This window comes from Devosia sp. (genome assembly GCF_030689745.1).
GTDB classification, from domain to species: Bacteria; Pseudomonadota; Alphaproteobacteria; order Rhizobiales; family Devosiaceae; genus Devosia; species Devosia alba.
The window spans coordinates 1-15,720 of the sequence record NZ_JAUYGL010000184.1; the positions used below are offsets into that span (position 1 = coordinate 1).

Here is a 15,720-nt window from a genome sequence, read left to right on the forward strand (position 1 = left end):
ATTGGAATAGGCGAGCCCGGCCGCCATGCCCGACATAAAGACAAAGGCTTCAGCGGCATCGGAAAAGCCGAAATTCCGGTTGGTGAAGCTCTCGTAGAGGGTGCCCGGCACGTGGTTGATGAAAATCATCACCAGGGCGACGCCGCGGAACATGTCGAGCCGCAGGTCGCGCGGCGCCGGGGAGACCAGTTGCTGGCGGGCGGCCACGGGGCTGGCGTCTGGTGCCCGCCCTTCCGCTGCCATCCGCGCGGTGCGGGTGATGCTAGGCTGAGACATGACGCGGCGCCTTCCTGTCGGCCATGGCCGCAGCAGTGTCGGCGGCGCTCATCGGGCCGGCCCAGGCGGCCAGGATTGTCGCATGCGCCACCACGATCGATGCCGGGGTCACGTCGATTGCCGTCTGGAACAGCGTAGACGATCGGCGCCTGGGTCGCGAGGTCGCCGCGATCAACACTGGCGCCGCCATGGCCGGCAGGGTGGCCGGCGCCAGCCAGATCGCGGCGGCAGGCGCAAAAACCAGCGTGCTGGCAAGCGCCAGCATCGCCAGCGCCACGATCCACCAACTGGCCCGGAACCCATCCGCGATGCTCACACTGTTCTGGCCCCGCCGCGTGGGCGGCCAACCGCCATCAATGCCCAGCAGCACCTGGCACACGGCACGCGTCTGCAGCAGCAGCATGGTGGGCGCCAGAACCGTCGACAGCACGATTTCGCCGAGCACCGACAGCAGGGCCACCGGCGTGCCGCCGAACCGCCGATTGCGCCCGTCAACAAGGCCGCGCGCCACGATCAGCAGCTTGGGCAGCACCAGCGTCAGGACCACGGCCAGACCCAGCGTCCAGAAGGGCACCGGCGGCGGGCCGAGGCCGGACAGGACCACGGGCATATCGGGAAAGATGGCGGCCACGATGCTGCTGACCAGCAGCAACAGCCAGAGCGGGGAGGCCAGATAGGCCATGATGCCGCGCACAAAGGTGAAACGGCTCCACCATGTCAGCCCCGGCGCCGCCAGCAGCCGGGCGTGCTGCAGATTGCCCTGACACCAGCGGCGATCGCGCTTGGCATATTCGATGACGTTTTCGGGCCCCTCCTCATAGGACCCGGCCAGGCACGGATCGACCTCGACCTTCCAGCCGGCCCGCGACAGCAGCGCGGCTTCGACATAGTCGTGGCTGAGGATGTGACCACCAAAGGGCGGTGCGCCTGAAAGCTCGGGCAGCCCGCAGCTGGACGCAAAGGCACTGATGCGGACTATGGCATTGTGTCCCCAATAGGGGCCGTCGCGCCCCTGCATCAGCGCTGCACCGCGCGCAAAGGTCGGCGACAGATAGGCCGCGGCAAACTGGATGGAGCGACCGAACAGCGTCTGGGCATTGATGATGTAGGGCACGGTTTGCAGCAGGCCCAGACCGGGGTCCTCATCCATGCGCCGCACCATGGCGACCATGGTTGCGCCTTCCATCAGGCTGTCGGCGTCAAGGATCACCGCATAGTCATAGGCCGCGCCCGAGCGCGCGATGAAATCCTCGACATTGCCGGCCTTGCGCCCGATATTGCGCTCGCGCCGGCGGTAAAAGATGCGCCCGGCACTGTGCGGCTCGGCGAGCAGGCGCTCGAACCACACCGCTTCCTGGGCGACGCAGGCCGTGGATTGCGAGTCCGACAGCACCATGAAATGGAAATGGTCAGCCAGGCCTTCCGCAATCACGCTGGCGTTCATCGCGGCAATGCGCGCAAAGGTCGCCATGGCGTCTTCATTGTAGACCGGCACCAGCACAGCGGTGCGGCCCTTGAGGGGCGCCGCCGACGGCCGGGCCGTTGCAACCGGGGTGAACACGCCCAGAATGGCGACCACGCTGCCCCAGACCAGCCAGAAGCCGCTAACGGCGATCAGAGCCGTGCGCAACAGGTCGAGCGCGCTGATGCCGCCCTCACCCGAGAACCGCAAAAACAGGTAGCTGCCGACCCCGCTGAGCACAATGGTACCCAGCAGGGCGGTCAACCGAAAAAATGCTGCACCATGCATGGCCGGATTCGTCTCAATCACCGACCGGTGAACGCCAGAAGCGTGTCGATGATGGCGCGCGGCAATGACCTGCGGTGCTGCAATTGCTGTTTGGGCATATGCAGCGGCGCGTCCGGCAGGGCACTGGCGAAGTTGAATTCTGCTGGATAGTTCATGCTGCCGGCCTCCACTGGTAAAGCCAGGTTTCGGTCAACTTCCGCCCCAAACCAACCAGATAGGCCTTCAGCTCCAGTGGTGCGCCGCCCTCGGTCTCCACGTCCAGCACCAGGCGCCAGGCGCCATTGGCCGGAACGCGTGACAGCACCGAATTGCGCAGTACGCCACCGCTGACACTGGCCAGAATGTCGATCGGCGTGCCGTCCGCAAAGTCCTGCAACTCGCCGCCGCTGAAATCGACCACGAACTTGCGAAGGTTTTCCGCATTCTCCACCCCCGAGACGCCGCCCACGCCAGAGCGCGTCTCGGCGACAAAGGCCGTGGTGGCCCTGGGGTCCGGATCAAGATTGCCCCAGCGCAGTCGATAGGCGAACTCGCGCGACTGCCCCGCCTGTGCCGGCTCGGCCGGAACCCAGAACGCCACGATATTGTCGTCGGCCTCAAGTCGGGCTGGAATTTCGATGAGGCGGACCATGCCCTGGCCCCAGGCGCCCACAGGCTCGACCCGCAGCGAGGGCCGGCGCTCATAATGGGCGCCCGCATCCTGATAGCTCACGAAGTCGCGGCCGCGCTGGTAGAGCCCGAAGGCCCTGGGATTGTTCTCCCACAGATAGGAATTGCCCAGGGTCGTGGAATTGTTGAGCGCGCGCCACATCACCTCGCCGCTCTCGCGCTCCAGCAACAGCCCGTTGCTGTCGTGGACCTGCGGCCGGTAGTCATCGAAATCGCCACGATTGGCCTCGGCATAAAGGAACATCGAGGTCAGCGGCGCGATGCCAATTTCGGCGACATCGCTGCGGAAATACAGCCGCGCCGTCACGTCCATCGTGGTTTCCTGATCGGCATCGCTGGCCGGGCTAATGACAAAGCGATAGGCGCCGGTGACGCTCTGGCTGTCGAGCGCGGCATAGATGGTCAACGCGCCGCCTTGCTGCGGCCGTTCCACATAGAACTCGGAAAAGCGCGGAAACTCTTCGGGCAGGTTGACCCAGGAATTGACCACCAGGCCACGGGCACTCAGGCCATAGATATTGTCCCGGCCAAGCGAGCGGAAATAGCTCGCGCCCAGAAAGGATACCAGCTCATCATAGCCCTGCGGGTTGTTGAGCGGGTAATTGACCCGGAGCCCGGCCACGCCGGGGAAAGCATCGGCCAGAACACCTTCCTCCACGACACTGTCATGATACTGAAAATCAGATGTGCCAAAAGCCACCAGGCGTGCCACGCCCGCATCGATCTCGAACACCTTGACCGGCTCGGTATAGAGCCAGCCGAGATGAAACGCCTGCAGGCGGTAGCCATGTCCATCATCGGCCCATTTGCTCGAATCCGGGCGATACTGAATCCGGCGATAGGCGTCATAGTCGAGATTGTGCAGGGGATCGGGGACAAGGGCACTCAACGGCTCGAAAGCCGTGGTGGCAAGGTCCTGCATCCGCGCGCTGAAGCTGTCAAAGTCGAAAGCCGAAGCCCCCGGTTCCTGCGCCATCACAGGGAAGGTCAGGGCTGTGCTCGACATTAGCAGCAGCGAGGCTCCCAGAGCTTGCAGGAGCTGGCGGCGGCGACGGGAAGTGTGCAGGGGACGGGGCACTTAGAACCTACTTTATAACCACCAATACGCGGTAGCGGTGCTTCGGTAGGGCTTGGAACGTCACTGCGGTGAAAAAGTTGTTGCATGCAACCCATGCGCCGGACGCATGGACCGGTGCCAGCACCCCGAGACGGCGATCAGGCGGACCGGCGGCGCATGCCGAAATGTTCAAATGAGCCGGTCAGCCGGCTCGATTGTGCACAGGCCCGGCAATACGAACGCACTGTCATAAAACTGCTAAATACCTGATTTAAAAGGCCGCGTCAGACCGGAACGGTGCGGTCGCGGCTCCATGAATGTTCATATGAACATTTCCTGTTTGCAAAGGAAAATTCGATGCTGTCAAATAGCGCCAAGCTTGGGACGCGCAAGTCCCAGCACAATAATAATAAGGGAGTGAGCATGTCCAAGAAAGTTTTGTGCCTGTCCGTCGGGCTGACCGCCATGCTGGCGGCGACGCCGGCTTTTGCCCAGACCGAGATCGCCTGGTGGCACGCCATGGACGCCCAGCTGGGCGAGAAGCTTCAGGAAATCGCGACCGGCTTCAACGAGAGCCAGTCTGAATTCAAGGTCATTCCGACCTATAAGGGTACCTATCCCGAGACGCTGACCGCTGCCATCGCCGCGTTCCGTGCCAACGAACAGCCCGCCATCGTGCAGGTGTTCGAAGTGGGCACCGGCACCATGATGGCCGCCAAGGGCGCCGTCTATCCGGTTTACCAGTTGATGGCCGACAATGGCGAGCCGTGGGATCCATCTGGCTTCCTCGCGCCAGTGACCGGCTATTATTCGGACGTCGACGGCAACATTCTGTCGATGCCATTCAACTCCTCCACGCCCATCATGTATTACAACAAGGACCTGTTCGAAAAGGCTGGCCTCGACCGTGAAACGCCGCCCAAGACCTGGGCCGAACTCGAGACCATGAGCCGGCAGATCGTGGAATCGGGCGCCGCCTCCTGCGGTCTCAGCAGCGCCTGGATCACCTGGATCCAGACCGAGAACCTGTCAGCCATCCATGACCAGCCCTTTGGCACCCTGGATAACGGCTTTGGCGGTCTCGCCACCGAATTCAACTTCAACGGCCCGGTACAGGTCAAGCACTGGGACAATCTGAAGAAATGGGCTGATGAAGGCCTGTTCCAGTATGGTGGCCCGGTTGGCGGCGCCGACTCGGCTCCCAAATTCTACGCGCAGGAATGCGCCATCTTCATGAACTCCTCGGCAGGGCGCGCTGGCGTCATCGCCAACTCCAAGGAATTCGAAGTCGGCTTTGCCCCCCTGCCTTACTATGACGACGAGATCGCCGAGCCGAAGAACTCGATCATCGGCGGCGCGACGCTGTGGGCGCTCAACGGCAAGGATCCTGAAGTCTACAAGGGCGTTGCCCAGTTCTTCACCTATCTCAGCGAGCCTGAGATCCAGGCTGGCTGGCATCAGTTCACCGGCTACCTGCCGATCACCAATGCCGCCTACGAACTGGGCCAGTCGCAGGACTATTATGCCCAGAACCCGGGTTCGGACGTCGCCATCGAGCAGATCACTCGCGGCACGCCGACGGCCAATTCCAAGGGCGTTCGCTTTGGCAATCTGACCCAGGCCCGCAACGTGGTGGATGAAGAGTTCGAAGCCATGCTGGCCGGCTCCAAGACTGCCCAGGAAGCGCTTGATTCCGCCGTCGAGCGCGGCAATCAGATCCTGCGCGACTTCGAAGCCGCCAACCAGTAGGCCCTCCGGCCCAAACTCGCTCCACCCTTTCACCGAGGGTGGAGCGCCATTGTCTCTGCGCATGAGCGCAGTCAGTTACGAGGCGGAGCATGCAGGCCAAGCGAACCACTTTCCCCAATAAATTCCTGCCCTATTGGCTGCTTGTCCCACAGCTTGCCGTAACCCTGATTTTCTTTATCTGGCCCGCTGTCCAGGCACTGAAATCCTCGTTCGAACGGGAAGACCCGTTTGGCTTCAAGACCACTTTTGTGTGGTTCGAGAATTATCGCCGGCTGCTCGTCGACCCGATGTATGTCGGCTCGCTCGGCAGGACCGCAGTGTTTGCCTTCAGCGTGACGGCGCTATCGATGTCGCTGTCGCTGATCCTGGCGGTTGCGGTAAACCGGGTGCTGCGCAGCAACCGGGCCTATACCACCTTGCTGGTCTGGCCCTATGCCGTGGCGCCTGTCGTTGTGGGCATTTTGTGGTGGTTCATGTTCAACCCCACCATTGGCATCGCGCCCTATCTGCTGCGCGGCATGGGTATCGCCTGGAACCACCGGGTCGACGGCAACCAGGCCATGATTTTCGTGGTCATGGCAGCCAGCTGGAAACAGATTTCCTACAATTTCCTGTTCTTTGTCGCCGGACTGCAGTCGGTGCCGCAATCCCAGATCGAGGCGGCCGCCATTGATGGCGCCGGGCCGTTCAAGCGGTTCTGGACCATCGTCTTCCCGCTGCTGGCGCCAACCACCTTCTTCCTGCTGATCGTCAACATCAACTACGCCATGTTCGACACCTTCGGCATCATCGACGCCACCACCCAGGGCGGTCCGGCCCAGGCCACCAACATCCTAGTCTACAAGGTCTATACCGACGGTTTCCTGGGGCTGAACATCGGTTCGTCCTCGGCCCAGTCGGTGATCCTGATGATCATCGTCATCGCTCTCACCGCCATCCAGTTCCGCTATGTCGAGCGGCGAATTCAGTATTAGGGAGCGCCGAAATGATTGAAAACCGACCTTTCCTGGCCTTCCTCACCCATCTCGTGCTGATCGTCGGCGTCGTTATCGTGGTGTTCCCGGTCTATCTGGCCTTCGTCGCCTCGACCCATGGCAGCGGCGACTTCATGCGCGGCCTGGTGCCCCTGCTGCCCGGCCCGCACCTGATCGAGAACTACAGCTTCATGCTCAATGAGGGCATTTCCAGCGCCGGCGCGCCACCGCTGTGGATCATGCTGCTGAACTCGCTGGTGATGGCCATCTCCATTGCCGTGGGCAAGATCATCATCTCGATCCTGTCGGCCTATGCCATCGTGTTCTTCCGCTTTCCGTTCCGCATGGTGGCCTTCTGGATCATCTTCATCACGCTGATGCTGCCGGTCGAGGTGCGTATCATCCCCACCTTCAAGGTGGTGGCGGATCTGGGCATGCTGAACTCCTATCCCGGCCTGATCATTCCGCTGATTGCCTCGGCTACCGCGACCTTCCTGTTCCGCCAGTTCTTCCTCACCGTGCCCGATGAACTGATGGAAGCGGCCCGCGTCGACGGCGCCGGGGCGATGAAGTTCTTCCGCGATATCCTGTTGCCGCTCAGCCGCACCAATATCGCGGCGCTGTTCGTCATCCTCTTCATCTATGGCTGGGTGCAGTATCTGTGGCCACTGCTGGTGACCACCGACAGCCGCTACTACACCATCGTGATGGGCATCAAACGGCTGGCGGCAACCGCCGATTCCGAGCCGCAATGGAACTTCGTCATGGCCGCCGTGATGCTGGCCATGCTGCCCCCCGTCCTTGTCGTCATTTTCATGCAGCGCCTGTTCGTCAAGGGCCTGGTCGAAACGGAGAAATAAGCCATGGCCACGATCAATATCGTCGACCTGCAGAAAAATTACGGCCCCGTGCCTGCAGTCAAGGGCATCAATCTCTCGGTCGAAGACGGCGAACTCATCGTTCTCGTCGGGCCCTCCGGCTGCGGCAAATCCACCCTGTTGCGCATGGTCGCCGGGCTGGAATCGGTCACCTCTGGCCGCATCGAGATCGCTGGCCGCGACGTGGTCAAGGCCGAGCCGGCCGAGCGCGACATCGCCATGGTGTTCCAGAACTACGCGCTCTACCCGCATATGACAGTGCGCGGAAACCTCGAATATGGCCTGAAGAACCGTGGCACGCCGCGTGCCGAGATCGATCGCCGGGTTCAGGAAGCCGCCGACATCCTCGAAATCGGACCATTGCTCGATCGCAAGCCCCGCCAACTTTCCGGCGGCCAGCGCCAGCGGGTTGCGATGGGTCGCGCCATTGTGCGCGAACCGGCCGCTTTCCTGTTCGATGAGCCGCTGTCCAACCTGGATGCCAAGCTGCGCGTGCAGATGCGCGTCGAAATCCGCAAACTGCAGCGCCGCCTCAAGACCACCAGCCTGTATGTGACGCATGACCAGCTTGAGGCCATGACCCTGGCCGACCGGCTGGTGGTGATGAATGGCGGACTGGTGGAACAGATCGGCACCCCCACCGATGTTTATGACCGGCCCGCAACGCTGTTCGTTGCCGGGTTCATCGGCTCTCCGCCCATGAATCTGGTGCCGCTGTCGGCCTTTTCCGGCGCCGACTTTTCGGCCCTGCCGCCGAACACCGACATTGTCGGCATCCGGCCTGATGCGCTGCTGCTGGAGCGCCCCGAGGGCCCGAGCGTGACGGTCGAGGCCATAGCTGAACTACTCGAGCCGATCGGCGGCGAAAGCCACCTTCACGTCAAGCTGACGGGCTCAAACCAGTCCGTGGTGCTCAGCATCCAGGGGCGCCCCCATGTTGACGAGGGTGCCGCGCTGACCATCTTCGCCCGCCCCGCCGACCTCCATCCCTTCAATTCGGCGACCGGACGGCGAACCGACGACCCCGCAACAGCCTAGCATCCATCGCCGCAACGCCCTTGCCGGCCCAGCATAAAGACCATTCATGACAGCCAACACAAAAACGGGCCCCACCCGCGACGAAGTACAGGCCCACCGTGGCGCCTCCGCCGTAGCCCCGGAAAATACCCTGGCCGCGTTCCGTGCCGCGGCCGAGCAGGGCGCGCGCTGGGTGGAGCTGGACGTGGCCCTGCTGGCCGATGAAACGCTGGTGGTCATCCACGACGACAGCGTCGATCGCACCACCTCGGGCACCGGCAAGCTGGCGACCTTGCGCCGCGCCGACCTGGAGACGCTCGACGCCGGCGCCTGGTTTGACCCCCGCTTTGCCGGCGAGCGCCTGCCGACGCTGAGCCAGGTCATGGCCGTGCTGGGCGAGCTGGGCCTCGGCGCCAATATCGAAATCAAGCAGCATCCGCACCACCGCTCGCTCGACCAGCTGGTGGACGCGGTGCAGCGTGACATCAGCGAGCACAAGGACGTGCCGGTGATGATCTCGAGCTTCGATCCCGACGCCCTCAAGGCCATGCATGCGCGCGAACCCGATCTGGAACTGGCCATGCTGTGGTCCGAACTGCCGGCAGACTGGCAGGCCCGGTTGGCCGCCATTCCGGCGCGCACCATCCACCTCAACTACAAGTCGCTCAGCATCGGCTTTCTGGAGCAGGCCCGCCAAAGCGGCATCAAGGTGCGCGCCTGGACCAGCAACAATCCGGCCGAGCTCGGTTCATTCTGGGACGCCGGCCTGACCGGGGTCATTACCGACAACCCAAAACTCTTTCTGGGGTAGCAGGCAATGGATCGGGGCAGATTGTCCAGCCGACAGCGCGACATCCTGGCACGGCTGGAGATTGAAGGCGTTCAGTATATCGAGCAGCTTGCCGACCGCTATGGCCTGACCCCCCAAACCCTGCGGCGTGACATCAACGCCCTGTGTGAGCTGGGTTTTACCAGGCGTTTTCATGGCGGCGTCGATCTGCCCGTGCCCGCCCGCAATATCTCGATCAGCGCCCGCGCGGCCCTCAACAGTGGCGCGAAAAAGCGCATTGCCCAGCGCATTGCCAGCGTCATCGAACCCGATTCCACGGTATTTCTGGGAATTGGCAGCACGGTGCAGTTCGTTGCTGCGGCGCTGAGCGAGCACAAGAGCCTGCGCGTGGTGACCAACAATATCGACGTGGCGCTGGTTTTGTCCGAAGCGCCGCAGGTGGAAGTGCATCTGGCCGGTGGCCTGATGCGCCATGATGACCGCGACGTGGTGGGCCCCGATGCCCTGCGCTTCTTTGAAAAATTCTACGCCTCCTACGCCGTGATCGGCGCCGGCGCGCTCGACCCGGCCAAGGGCGTCCTCGATTTCAGCTACAATGAAGCGCAGGCGACCACGACCATGATCGAGAACTCCCGCACCCAATTGCTGGCCGCCGATGTCAGCAAGTGGACGCGGGACGCCTCGGTGCGAGTTGTCCCGTTCGCCCGGGTGGACACGCTGTTTACCGACCGCTTGCCCGACGATGACAGTGCCCGGCAGGCCCTGGCCGCAGCGGGCACCAAAACCGTGCTGTGCGACGAGGACCCGGCATGAGCTTTCTGGGCCTGGCGCCGCGCCCCGAACAATTGCGCGGCGTGCGCTACCTGTTCACCGACATTGACGACACCCTGACCACTCAGGGCCGATTGCTGCCCGAAACCTACCAGGCCATCTGGGATCTGCACAATGCGGGCATCGAGGTGGTGCCGGTAACGGGCGGTTCAGCCGGCTGGTGTGAGCACATTGTCCGTGCCTGGCCAGTCGCTGCGGTCATCGGCGAAAGCGGCGCCCTGGCGATGACCCTTTCGGGCGGCAAGGTAGATCTGACCTTCTGGGAAGACGAGGCGATCCAGACCGAACGCCAGGCCCGGCACCTTGAGGCCATCCGGCCGCTGCTGGGCAAATTTGTTCTCTCGGCTGATCAGCGTTTCCGCCTGGCCGACATTGCCATCGAAACCGCCGGGCATTCCCGGCAGGAGGTCGATGCACTGGCTCGTCGCATCCATGCCCTGGGGGCCAGCGTCGCCATCAGTTCCATTCACATCAATAGCTGGCACGGCAATTACGACAAGCGCACCATGAGCGAGCGCGTGCTGCACCAGCTCAATGTTTCCCCGCACGAGATCGCCGCCAGCACGGCCTTTGTCGGCGATTCCCGCAATGACGCGCCAATGTTCGGGTTTTTCAGCAACGCCTTTGGCGTCGCCAATATCCTGCCCGTGCTCGCCGACATCCCCACCAAGCCCAAATGGATATCCAGCCGACCGGCCGGGCTCGGCTTCGTGGATATCGCCCATGCGCTGATCGCCGCCAGGACAACGCCACCGCAGCGCTGAGCGGCGGTCGCCCTGTTGGACGGCCCGCACCGCTACGGCGCGCTGAACCGCAGCCGCGACTGCTCGACATGGCTGCGCATCGCCGCCTCCGCAGCGTCGCCATCGCGGGCGCGCAGGGCGTTCAGAATGGCTTGATGCTCGGCAATGGCCGCGCCCACAACCCGGGCGTTGAACACCAGGCGGAACAGGTGCACATGGATGTGCAGCCGCGCCAGCGCGTCAACCACCAGCCGATTGCCGGCGCAGGCCGCCAGTTGATCGTGGAAGGCCATGTCGATCTGGGCGAACTGGGCATAGGCATCAAGCCCCTCGCGCAGCGACAGCCCCTCCATCTCGGCACAGAGCGAGGCGAGGTGATCGATATCGGCTGCAGGCATCCGCTCGGCACATTGCCGGGCGACGAACGGCTCGAGCAACAGGCGCAACTCGTAGAGCTCGGCCAGTTGCGCCGGGCTCAGCTGTGGCGCTGCACTATAGCCCACCAGATGGGTCTTGATCACCAGCCCCTCGGCCTCGAGCCGGGTCAAGGCCTCGCGGACCGGGGTCTGCGACACCCCCAATTGCCGCGCGACCGCATCCACTGAAATGCGCGTACCCGGCGCGATCTCCAGCGACATGATGCGCGCAAAGATGGCGCTATAGACTTCATCGCCCAGCCGCGCCGGGCGCCGCAGCAAGCCGGCCACCGCGCTTGGAACCGCCATTACCAGCTCACGGCAATATATTTGGTTTCGCAGAATTCCATGATGCCGTGATGCGCGCCCTCGCGGCCCAGGCCCGACTGCTTGACCCCACCAAACGGCGCCGCCGGATCCGACACCAGACCGCGATTGAGCCCAACCATGCCGGCCTCGAAGCGCTCGGCCACCTGCAGGCCTTTTTTGAGATCCTCGGTATAGACATAGGCAATCAGCCCATATTCGCTGTCATTGGACATGGCCACCGCCTCGTCCACCGTTTCGAACACCGAAATCGGCGCAATGGGCCCGAAAATCTCGTCGCGCACCATCTCGGCATCACCGGATACCCCGGTCAGCACGGTGGGCGGGAAGTAGAAGCCGTCACCGCCACTGGCCGAACCGCCGGTGAGAACCCTGGCACCCTTGGCGACCGCATCCTTGACCAGATCGCCCATCTGATCGACCGCCCCCTGATTGATCAGCGGACCGCAGGCCACGCCCTCAGCGTAGCCGGCGCCCACCTGCATCTGCCCCATACGCTCGGCCAGCCCCTTGGCGAAGCGCTCGGCAATGCCGCTCTGCACATAAAAGCGATTGGCCGCCGTGCAGGCCTCGCCGCCATTGCGCATCTTGGCCAGCATGGCGCCATCCAGCGCCTTGTCCAAATCGGCATCGTCAAACACCACGAAGGGGGCATTGCCGCCCAGCTCCATCGAGCAGTTGATGACCTGATCGGCTGCCTCGACCAAAAGCTTGCGCCCGACCGCGGTCGAGCCGGTGAACGACAGCTTGCGCACCCGCGCGTCATGCAGCATGGCCGAAACCAGCTTGCCCGAACTCGACGTGGTCAGCACATTGACCACGCCCTTGGGCACACCGGCCTCTTCCATCAGCGCGGCCATGGCATAGGCGGTCAGCGGCGTCTCCGTGGCAGGCTTGAGCACGACTGAACAGCCTGCCGCCAGTGCCGGGCCGATCTTGCGGGTCGCCATCGCCGCCGGAAAGTTCCACGGCGTGACCAGCACCGCCACGCCAATGGGCTGCTGGGTCACCAGGATCTTGTTGTTGCCGCTCGGCGCAATCGAGAAATCGCCATTGAGCCGCACCGCTTCTTCGGAGAACCAGCGAAAGAACTCGGCGGCATAGGCCACTTCGCCGCGTGCATCGGGCAGTGCCTTGCCATTTTCGAGGCTGATCAGGCGGGCGAACATTTCGCTGCGCGCCATCATCAATTCCCAGCACTTGCGCAGGATTTCGCCGCGCTGGCGTGGCGCCGTGGCGGCCCAGCCCGGCAGCGCATCATGGGCGGCTTTGACCGCAGCCATGCCATCCTCGACCGTGGCGTCAGCGACGCTGGCAATGGTCTTGCCGGTCGAGGGATCGAGCACGTCGATCCGCTTGCCCTCGGCACCGGCGCGCCAGGCGCCATTGATATAAAGGTCGGTCTTGACCGTGTCCTGGATACCGAAGGACTGCAGGGAGTCAGGCAGTTTGAGCATGGAGAAATTCCTTAATGGGCAAGCCGGGTGCGATCCCCGGCGAAAGCGGCACGGACAATGGCCTGCATGGCCGACAGATCGAGCGGGCGCGGGTTGTTCTTGACCAAACGCGCGGCGCCCAGCGATTGTTCAGCGGTCCAGTCCAATTGATCTTCCCGCAGGCCCAGCGCCTTGAGATCGGCGGGAATGCCGATGCTGGCAAACAGCATCTCGACAGCGACAATGGCGCGCTCGCCATTGCCCCTGGCGTCGTCGCCCGCCTCGGCCACACCCATCGCCACCGCGACCTCGGCCATCGACTGGGTGGCGTGGCTGAGATTGAAACTCATCGCATAGGGCATCAGACAGGCCACACCCGCGCCATGCGCAGTCTTGGTCAGCGCGCCCACCGGATATTGAATGGCATGCGCCGCCGCCGTGCCCGCCGTGCCAAAGGCCAGGCCCGCGAGCAGCGCGCCATACATGACGCTTTCGCGCGCAGCCAGATCCTGCCCATTGTCGACTGAACGCCGCAGCCCCCGCGCCAGATGGCCAATCGCCTCGCGCGCATGGCCATCGCTCAGGGCGTTCTTGCCCAGAAATACGTGGTCCAGGCTGCTGTCCGCATCCACCACCCTTGGCCCGGCGGTCAAGGCTTCAATGGCGTGGGTCAGCGCGTCGGCGCCGGCAATGGCCGTGAGCCCGGCGGGCGCACTCAGCGTCAATTCGGGATCACAGATCGCCACCAGCGGAATGATATGCGGGCTGGCAATGCCCACCTTGAGCAGGCGCTCGCTATCGGCCACCACCGCCACCGGCGTGGCCTCCGACCCCGTACCCGCCGTGGTCGGCACCGCAATCAGTGGCAGCACCGGACCGGGCACCTTGAACTCGCCGAAATAGTCGCGCGGCGACCCGCCATGGCGCAACAGGACAGCTGCCACCTTGGCCATATCCAGACACGAACCACCGCCCAGCCCGATCAGCAGATCGGGCCCGAAGGCGCGACCGAACGCGACACATTGCGCGATACACTCCAGCGGCACCTCGGGCAGCGTCTGATCGAACACGGCAACCGTCAGGCCCGCCGCCTTGAGCCCGTCAACCATGGCCGCAAGGTCCGCACTGGCGCCCATGCGGGCATCCGTCACGATCAGCGCCTTCTGGCCCAGTGGCCGGGCATAGCCGGGCACGGCATTGCGCTGCCCGGACCCGAACACAATGGTGCGCGGCGCCCGCATACTGGCAAACAGGCTCATGATTGTCTCGCTGTCGGAGGGGAAGAGTGGCGCAGCCGCTGCATGGTCGCCCACACCGCGTCGGCCAGTTCAATGCCATTGGCGAGCCGCGCGGTCTTGCGCGCCCGCCCGCGTTCACCGGGGATCAGCACCTGCTCGAAGCCGGGCGCCGGTGGCGTCTGTCTGATGGTTTCAAGATAGGCCGACAGCGCCGCTCCCTGCCCCGAGAGCGGATCAATCAGAATGAACACGTCGCCCTTATTGCTGAGGTGATCGGCGTCGAGCGTGCCCCTCACCTCCCGCCCCAGCGCCGCGCCGGTCAGCGCCGTCACCAGCAGTTCAAAGGCCAGTCCCAGCGCATAGCCCTTGGCCGCCCCAAATGGCGCAATGGCACCCTGCCGGGCAGCATCGGGGTCAGTGGTTGGCTGCCCCTCGGCATCGAGCGCCCAGCCTGCCGGCAGCGCCACGCCGCGATGGCCGTGATCGTGAATTTCGCCCATCGACACCAGGCTGGTCGCCAGGTCGATGACAAAGGGGCCGGTGTCGGTCGGCACCCCGATGGCAATCGGATTGGTGCCCAGCAGTGCCTTGCCGCCGCCGAAGGGATGTACCAGCGCCTCGCTGGTGGTCAGGATGATGCAGACCAGTCCGGTCTGCGCAATGGCCTCGGCATACCAGGCCAGCATGCCGATATGGTTGTTATTGGCGATCGCCGCCACGGCAATGCCGGTCTGGCGCGCCCGTGCGCTGGCGACCTCCACGGCCTGCATGGCCACCACCGGGCCAAGGCCCTGCTGCCCGTCAACACTGAGAAAACTGTCGCCGCGCCAGTGCTGCACGCCGCGCGTGGCCGGATCGGCCACGCCATTGCCAATGCGGGCGACGATCCGTTCCAGCCGCAAAAAGCCATGCGACGGCACGCCCCGCAGCTCCGCGTCGAGCAGCAGATCCACTTGCAGCCGCGCCGGCTCGGTGTCCACCCCGGCGGCCTGGAGCGCCGCCTGCGCCACCGCCCTGCACTCATCAACCGACACCAGCGCCATCAACAAATCCGATACGATATAGGATTCTGACGGTGCATGCTGACGCTCGCCATGTCAACGTCCCGGCTGGGCCTATCGCGCCAAAGGCGCGGCCAATCCTGCCGCCTGATCGCCGCAGCGCTCGAATTGCCCCTTCGCAAAAACCCGGGGCAGGCTCGCGGTCCGTGTGTCGATTTGCGACAAGTGCTGATACGGTACCAGCCGCATCCTTTGGCCGACGCGACAGCCGGGTCAAGGTTCTGGCGAATGGCCGGATCAGCCGGACGGCTTACCGCCGGCGGCGAGTCGCAGGGTAAAGGAGTATAACGTGCCGATTTTTGAGCTGGTGGTCGTCTTCGGCAGCCTGATGGTAGGGGGCATTCTGAAGGGGGCGACGGGCGCCGGTGCGCCCATCCTGGCGATTCCGGCCCTGGCGGCCTTCCATGATGTGCGCTTCGCCATCGTGATCATGACCGTGCCGAACCTGATCACCAATCTGATGCAGGTGTGGCAGCATCGGCGGCATCACCTCCGACCCAATTTCCTT

The 15,720-nt window shown here is 63.9% G+C and carries 16 protein-coding genes; 8 read left to right on the forward strand and 8 right to left on the reverse strand.

Annotation, left to right across the window (positions count from 1 at the left end; genetic code table 11):
- From opgC to Q8O80_RS16240, 4 genes are all read right to left on the reverse strand, one after another.
- Nucleotides 1-243 (reverse strand): OpgC domain-containing protein (gene opgC, locus Q8O80_RS16225; protein ID WP_305581143.1); only part of this gene is annotated, 243 nt, incomplete at its 3' end.
- A 19-nt stretch (nt 244-262) separates the two neighbouring features.
- Complete coding sequence (gene mdoH, locus Q8O80_RS16230; RefSeq protein ID WP_305581114.1) at nt 263-2,026, reverse strand: glucans biosynthesis glucosyltransferase MdoH; 1,764 nt, start codon at nt 2,024-2,026, stop codon at nt 263-265.
- A gap of 17 nt (nt 2,027-2,043) precedes the next feature.
- Nucleotides 2,044-2,181 carry a hypothetical protein gene (locus Q8O80_RS16235; RefSeq protein WP_305581116.1) on the reverse strand — a complete coding sequence of 46 codons (138 nt, stop codon included), beginning with the start codon at nt 2,179-2,181 and terminating at the stop codon, nt 2,044-2,046.
- On the reverse strand, nt 2,178-3,701 hold the full coding sequence (locus Q8O80_RS16240) for a glucan biosynthesis protein (protein WP_305581117.1): 1,524 nt from the start codon (nt 3,699-3,701) through the stop codon (nt 2,178-2,180). The genes Q8O80_RS16235 and Q8O80_RS16240 overlap by 4 nt, the downstream gene beginning before the upstream one ends.
- 474 nt (nt 3,702-4,175) lie before the next feature.
- Between Q8O80_RS16240 and ugpB the strand changes: the two genes are divergently transcribed.
- The 7 genes from ugpB to Q8O80_RS16275 all read left to right on the forward strand — a co-directional run bounded on the left by ugpB (nt 4,176) and on the right by Q8O80_RS16275 (nt 10,755).
- Complete coding sequence (gene ugpB, locus Q8O80_RS16245; RefSeq protein ID WP_305581119.1) at nt 4,176-5,501, forward strand: sn-glycerol-3-phosphate ABC transporter substrate-binding protein UgpB; 1,326 nt, start codon at nt 4,176-4,178, stop codon at nt 5,499-5,501.
- Nucleotides 5,502-5,590: 89 nt separating this feature from the next.
- Complete coding sequence (ugpA, locus tag Q8O80_RS16250; RefSeq protein WP_305581121.1) at nt 5,591-6,475, forward strand: sn-glycerol-3-phosphate ABC transporter permease UgpA; 885 nt, start codon at nt 5,591-5,593, stop codon at nt 6,473-6,475.
- 11 nt (nt 6,476-6,486) lie between these two features.
- Nucleotides 6,487-7,335 (forward strand): sn-glycerol-3-phosphate ABC transporter permease UgpE, encoded by an 849-nt coding sequence (gene ugpE / locus Q8O80_RS16255; protein WP_305581123.1) that lies wholly within the window; start codon nt 6,487-6,489, stop codon nt 7,333-7,335.
- 3 nt (nt 7,336-7,338) lie between these two features.
- Nucleotides 7,339-8,391 carry a sn-glycerol-3-phosphate import ATP-binding protein UgpC gene (locus Q8O80_RS16260; RefSeq protein ID WP_305581125.1) on the forward strand — a complete coding sequence of 351 codons (1,053 nt, stop codon included), beginning with the start codon at nt 7,339-7,341 and terminating at the stop codon, nt 8,389-8,391.
- Between the two features lie 46 nt (nt 8,392-8,437).
- Nucleotides 8,438-9,181 (forward strand): glycerophosphoryl diester phosphodiesterase, encoded by a 744-nt coding sequence (locus tag Q8O80_RS16265; RefSeq protein ID WP_305581127.1) that lies wholly within the window; start codon nt 8,438-8,440, stop codon nt 9,179-9,181.
- 21 nt (nt 9,182-9,202) lie between these two features.
- On the forward strand, nt 9,203-9,973 hold the full coding sequence (locus Q8O80_RS16270; RefSeq protein WP_371136227.1) for a DeoR/GlpR family DNA-binding transcription regulator: 771 nt from the start codon (nt 9,203-9,205) through the stop codon (nt 9,971-9,973).
- Nucleotides 9,970-10,755 carry an HAD family hydrolase gene (locus tag Q8O80_RS16275; RefSeq protein ID WP_305581131.1) on the forward strand — a complete coding sequence of 262 codons (786 nt, stop codon included), beginning with the start codon at nt 9,970-9,972 and terminating at the stop codon, nt 10,753-10,755. Before Q8O80_RS16270 ends, Q8O80_RS16275 begins: the two co-directional genes overlap by 4 nt.
- A 32-nt stretch (nt 10,756-10,787) precedes the next feature.
- Here the strand turns inward: Q8O80_RS16275 and Q8O80_RS16280 are convergent, their stop codons facing one another.
- Genes Q8O80_RS16280 through Q8O80_RS16295 form a run of 4 tightly spaced genes read right to left on the reverse strand, consistent with a single transcriptional unit; the run spans nt 10,788 to nt 15,194 of the window.
- Entirely contained in the window at nt 10,788-11,459 is a 672-nt protein-coding gene (locus Q8O80_RS16280) for a GntR family transcriptional regulator (RefSeq protein ID WP_305581133.1), read from the reverse strand.
- Nucleotides 11,459-12,934: an NAD-dependent succinate-semialdehyde dehydrogenase gene (locus Q8O80_RS16285; RefSeq protein WP_305581135.1), complete on the reverse strand. Its 1,476-nt coding sequence runs from the start codon at nt 12,932-12,934 to the stop codon at nt 11,459-11,461. The genes Q8O80_RS16280 and Q8O80_RS16285 overlap by 1 nt, the downstream gene beginning before the upstream one ends.
- An 11-nt stretch (nt 12,935-12,945) precedes the next feature.
- Nucleotides 12,946-14,172 (reverse strand): iron-containing alcohol dehydrogenase, encoded by a 1,227-nt coding sequence (locus Q8O80_RS16290; protein WP_305581137.1) that lies wholly within the window; start codon nt 14,170-14,172, stop codon nt 12,946-12,948.
- Nucleotides 14,169-15,194, reverse strand: coding sequence for an Ldh family oxidoreductase (locus Q8O80_RS16295; RefSeq protein ID WP_305581139.1), 1,026 nt, complete (start codon nt 15,192-15,194; stop codon nt 14,169-14,171). The genes Q8O80_RS16290 and Q8O80_RS16295 overlap by 4 nt, the downstream gene beginning before the upstream one ends.
- Nucleotides 15,195-15,501: 307 nt before the next feature.
- Here Q8O80_RS16295 and Q8O80_RS16300 point away from each other — a divergent pair.
- Nucleotides 15,502-15,720, forward strand: a 219-nt coding sequence (locus Q8O80_RS16300; RefSeq protein WP_305581141.1) for a TSUP family transporter, incomplete at its 3' end; no start/stop codon positions are given.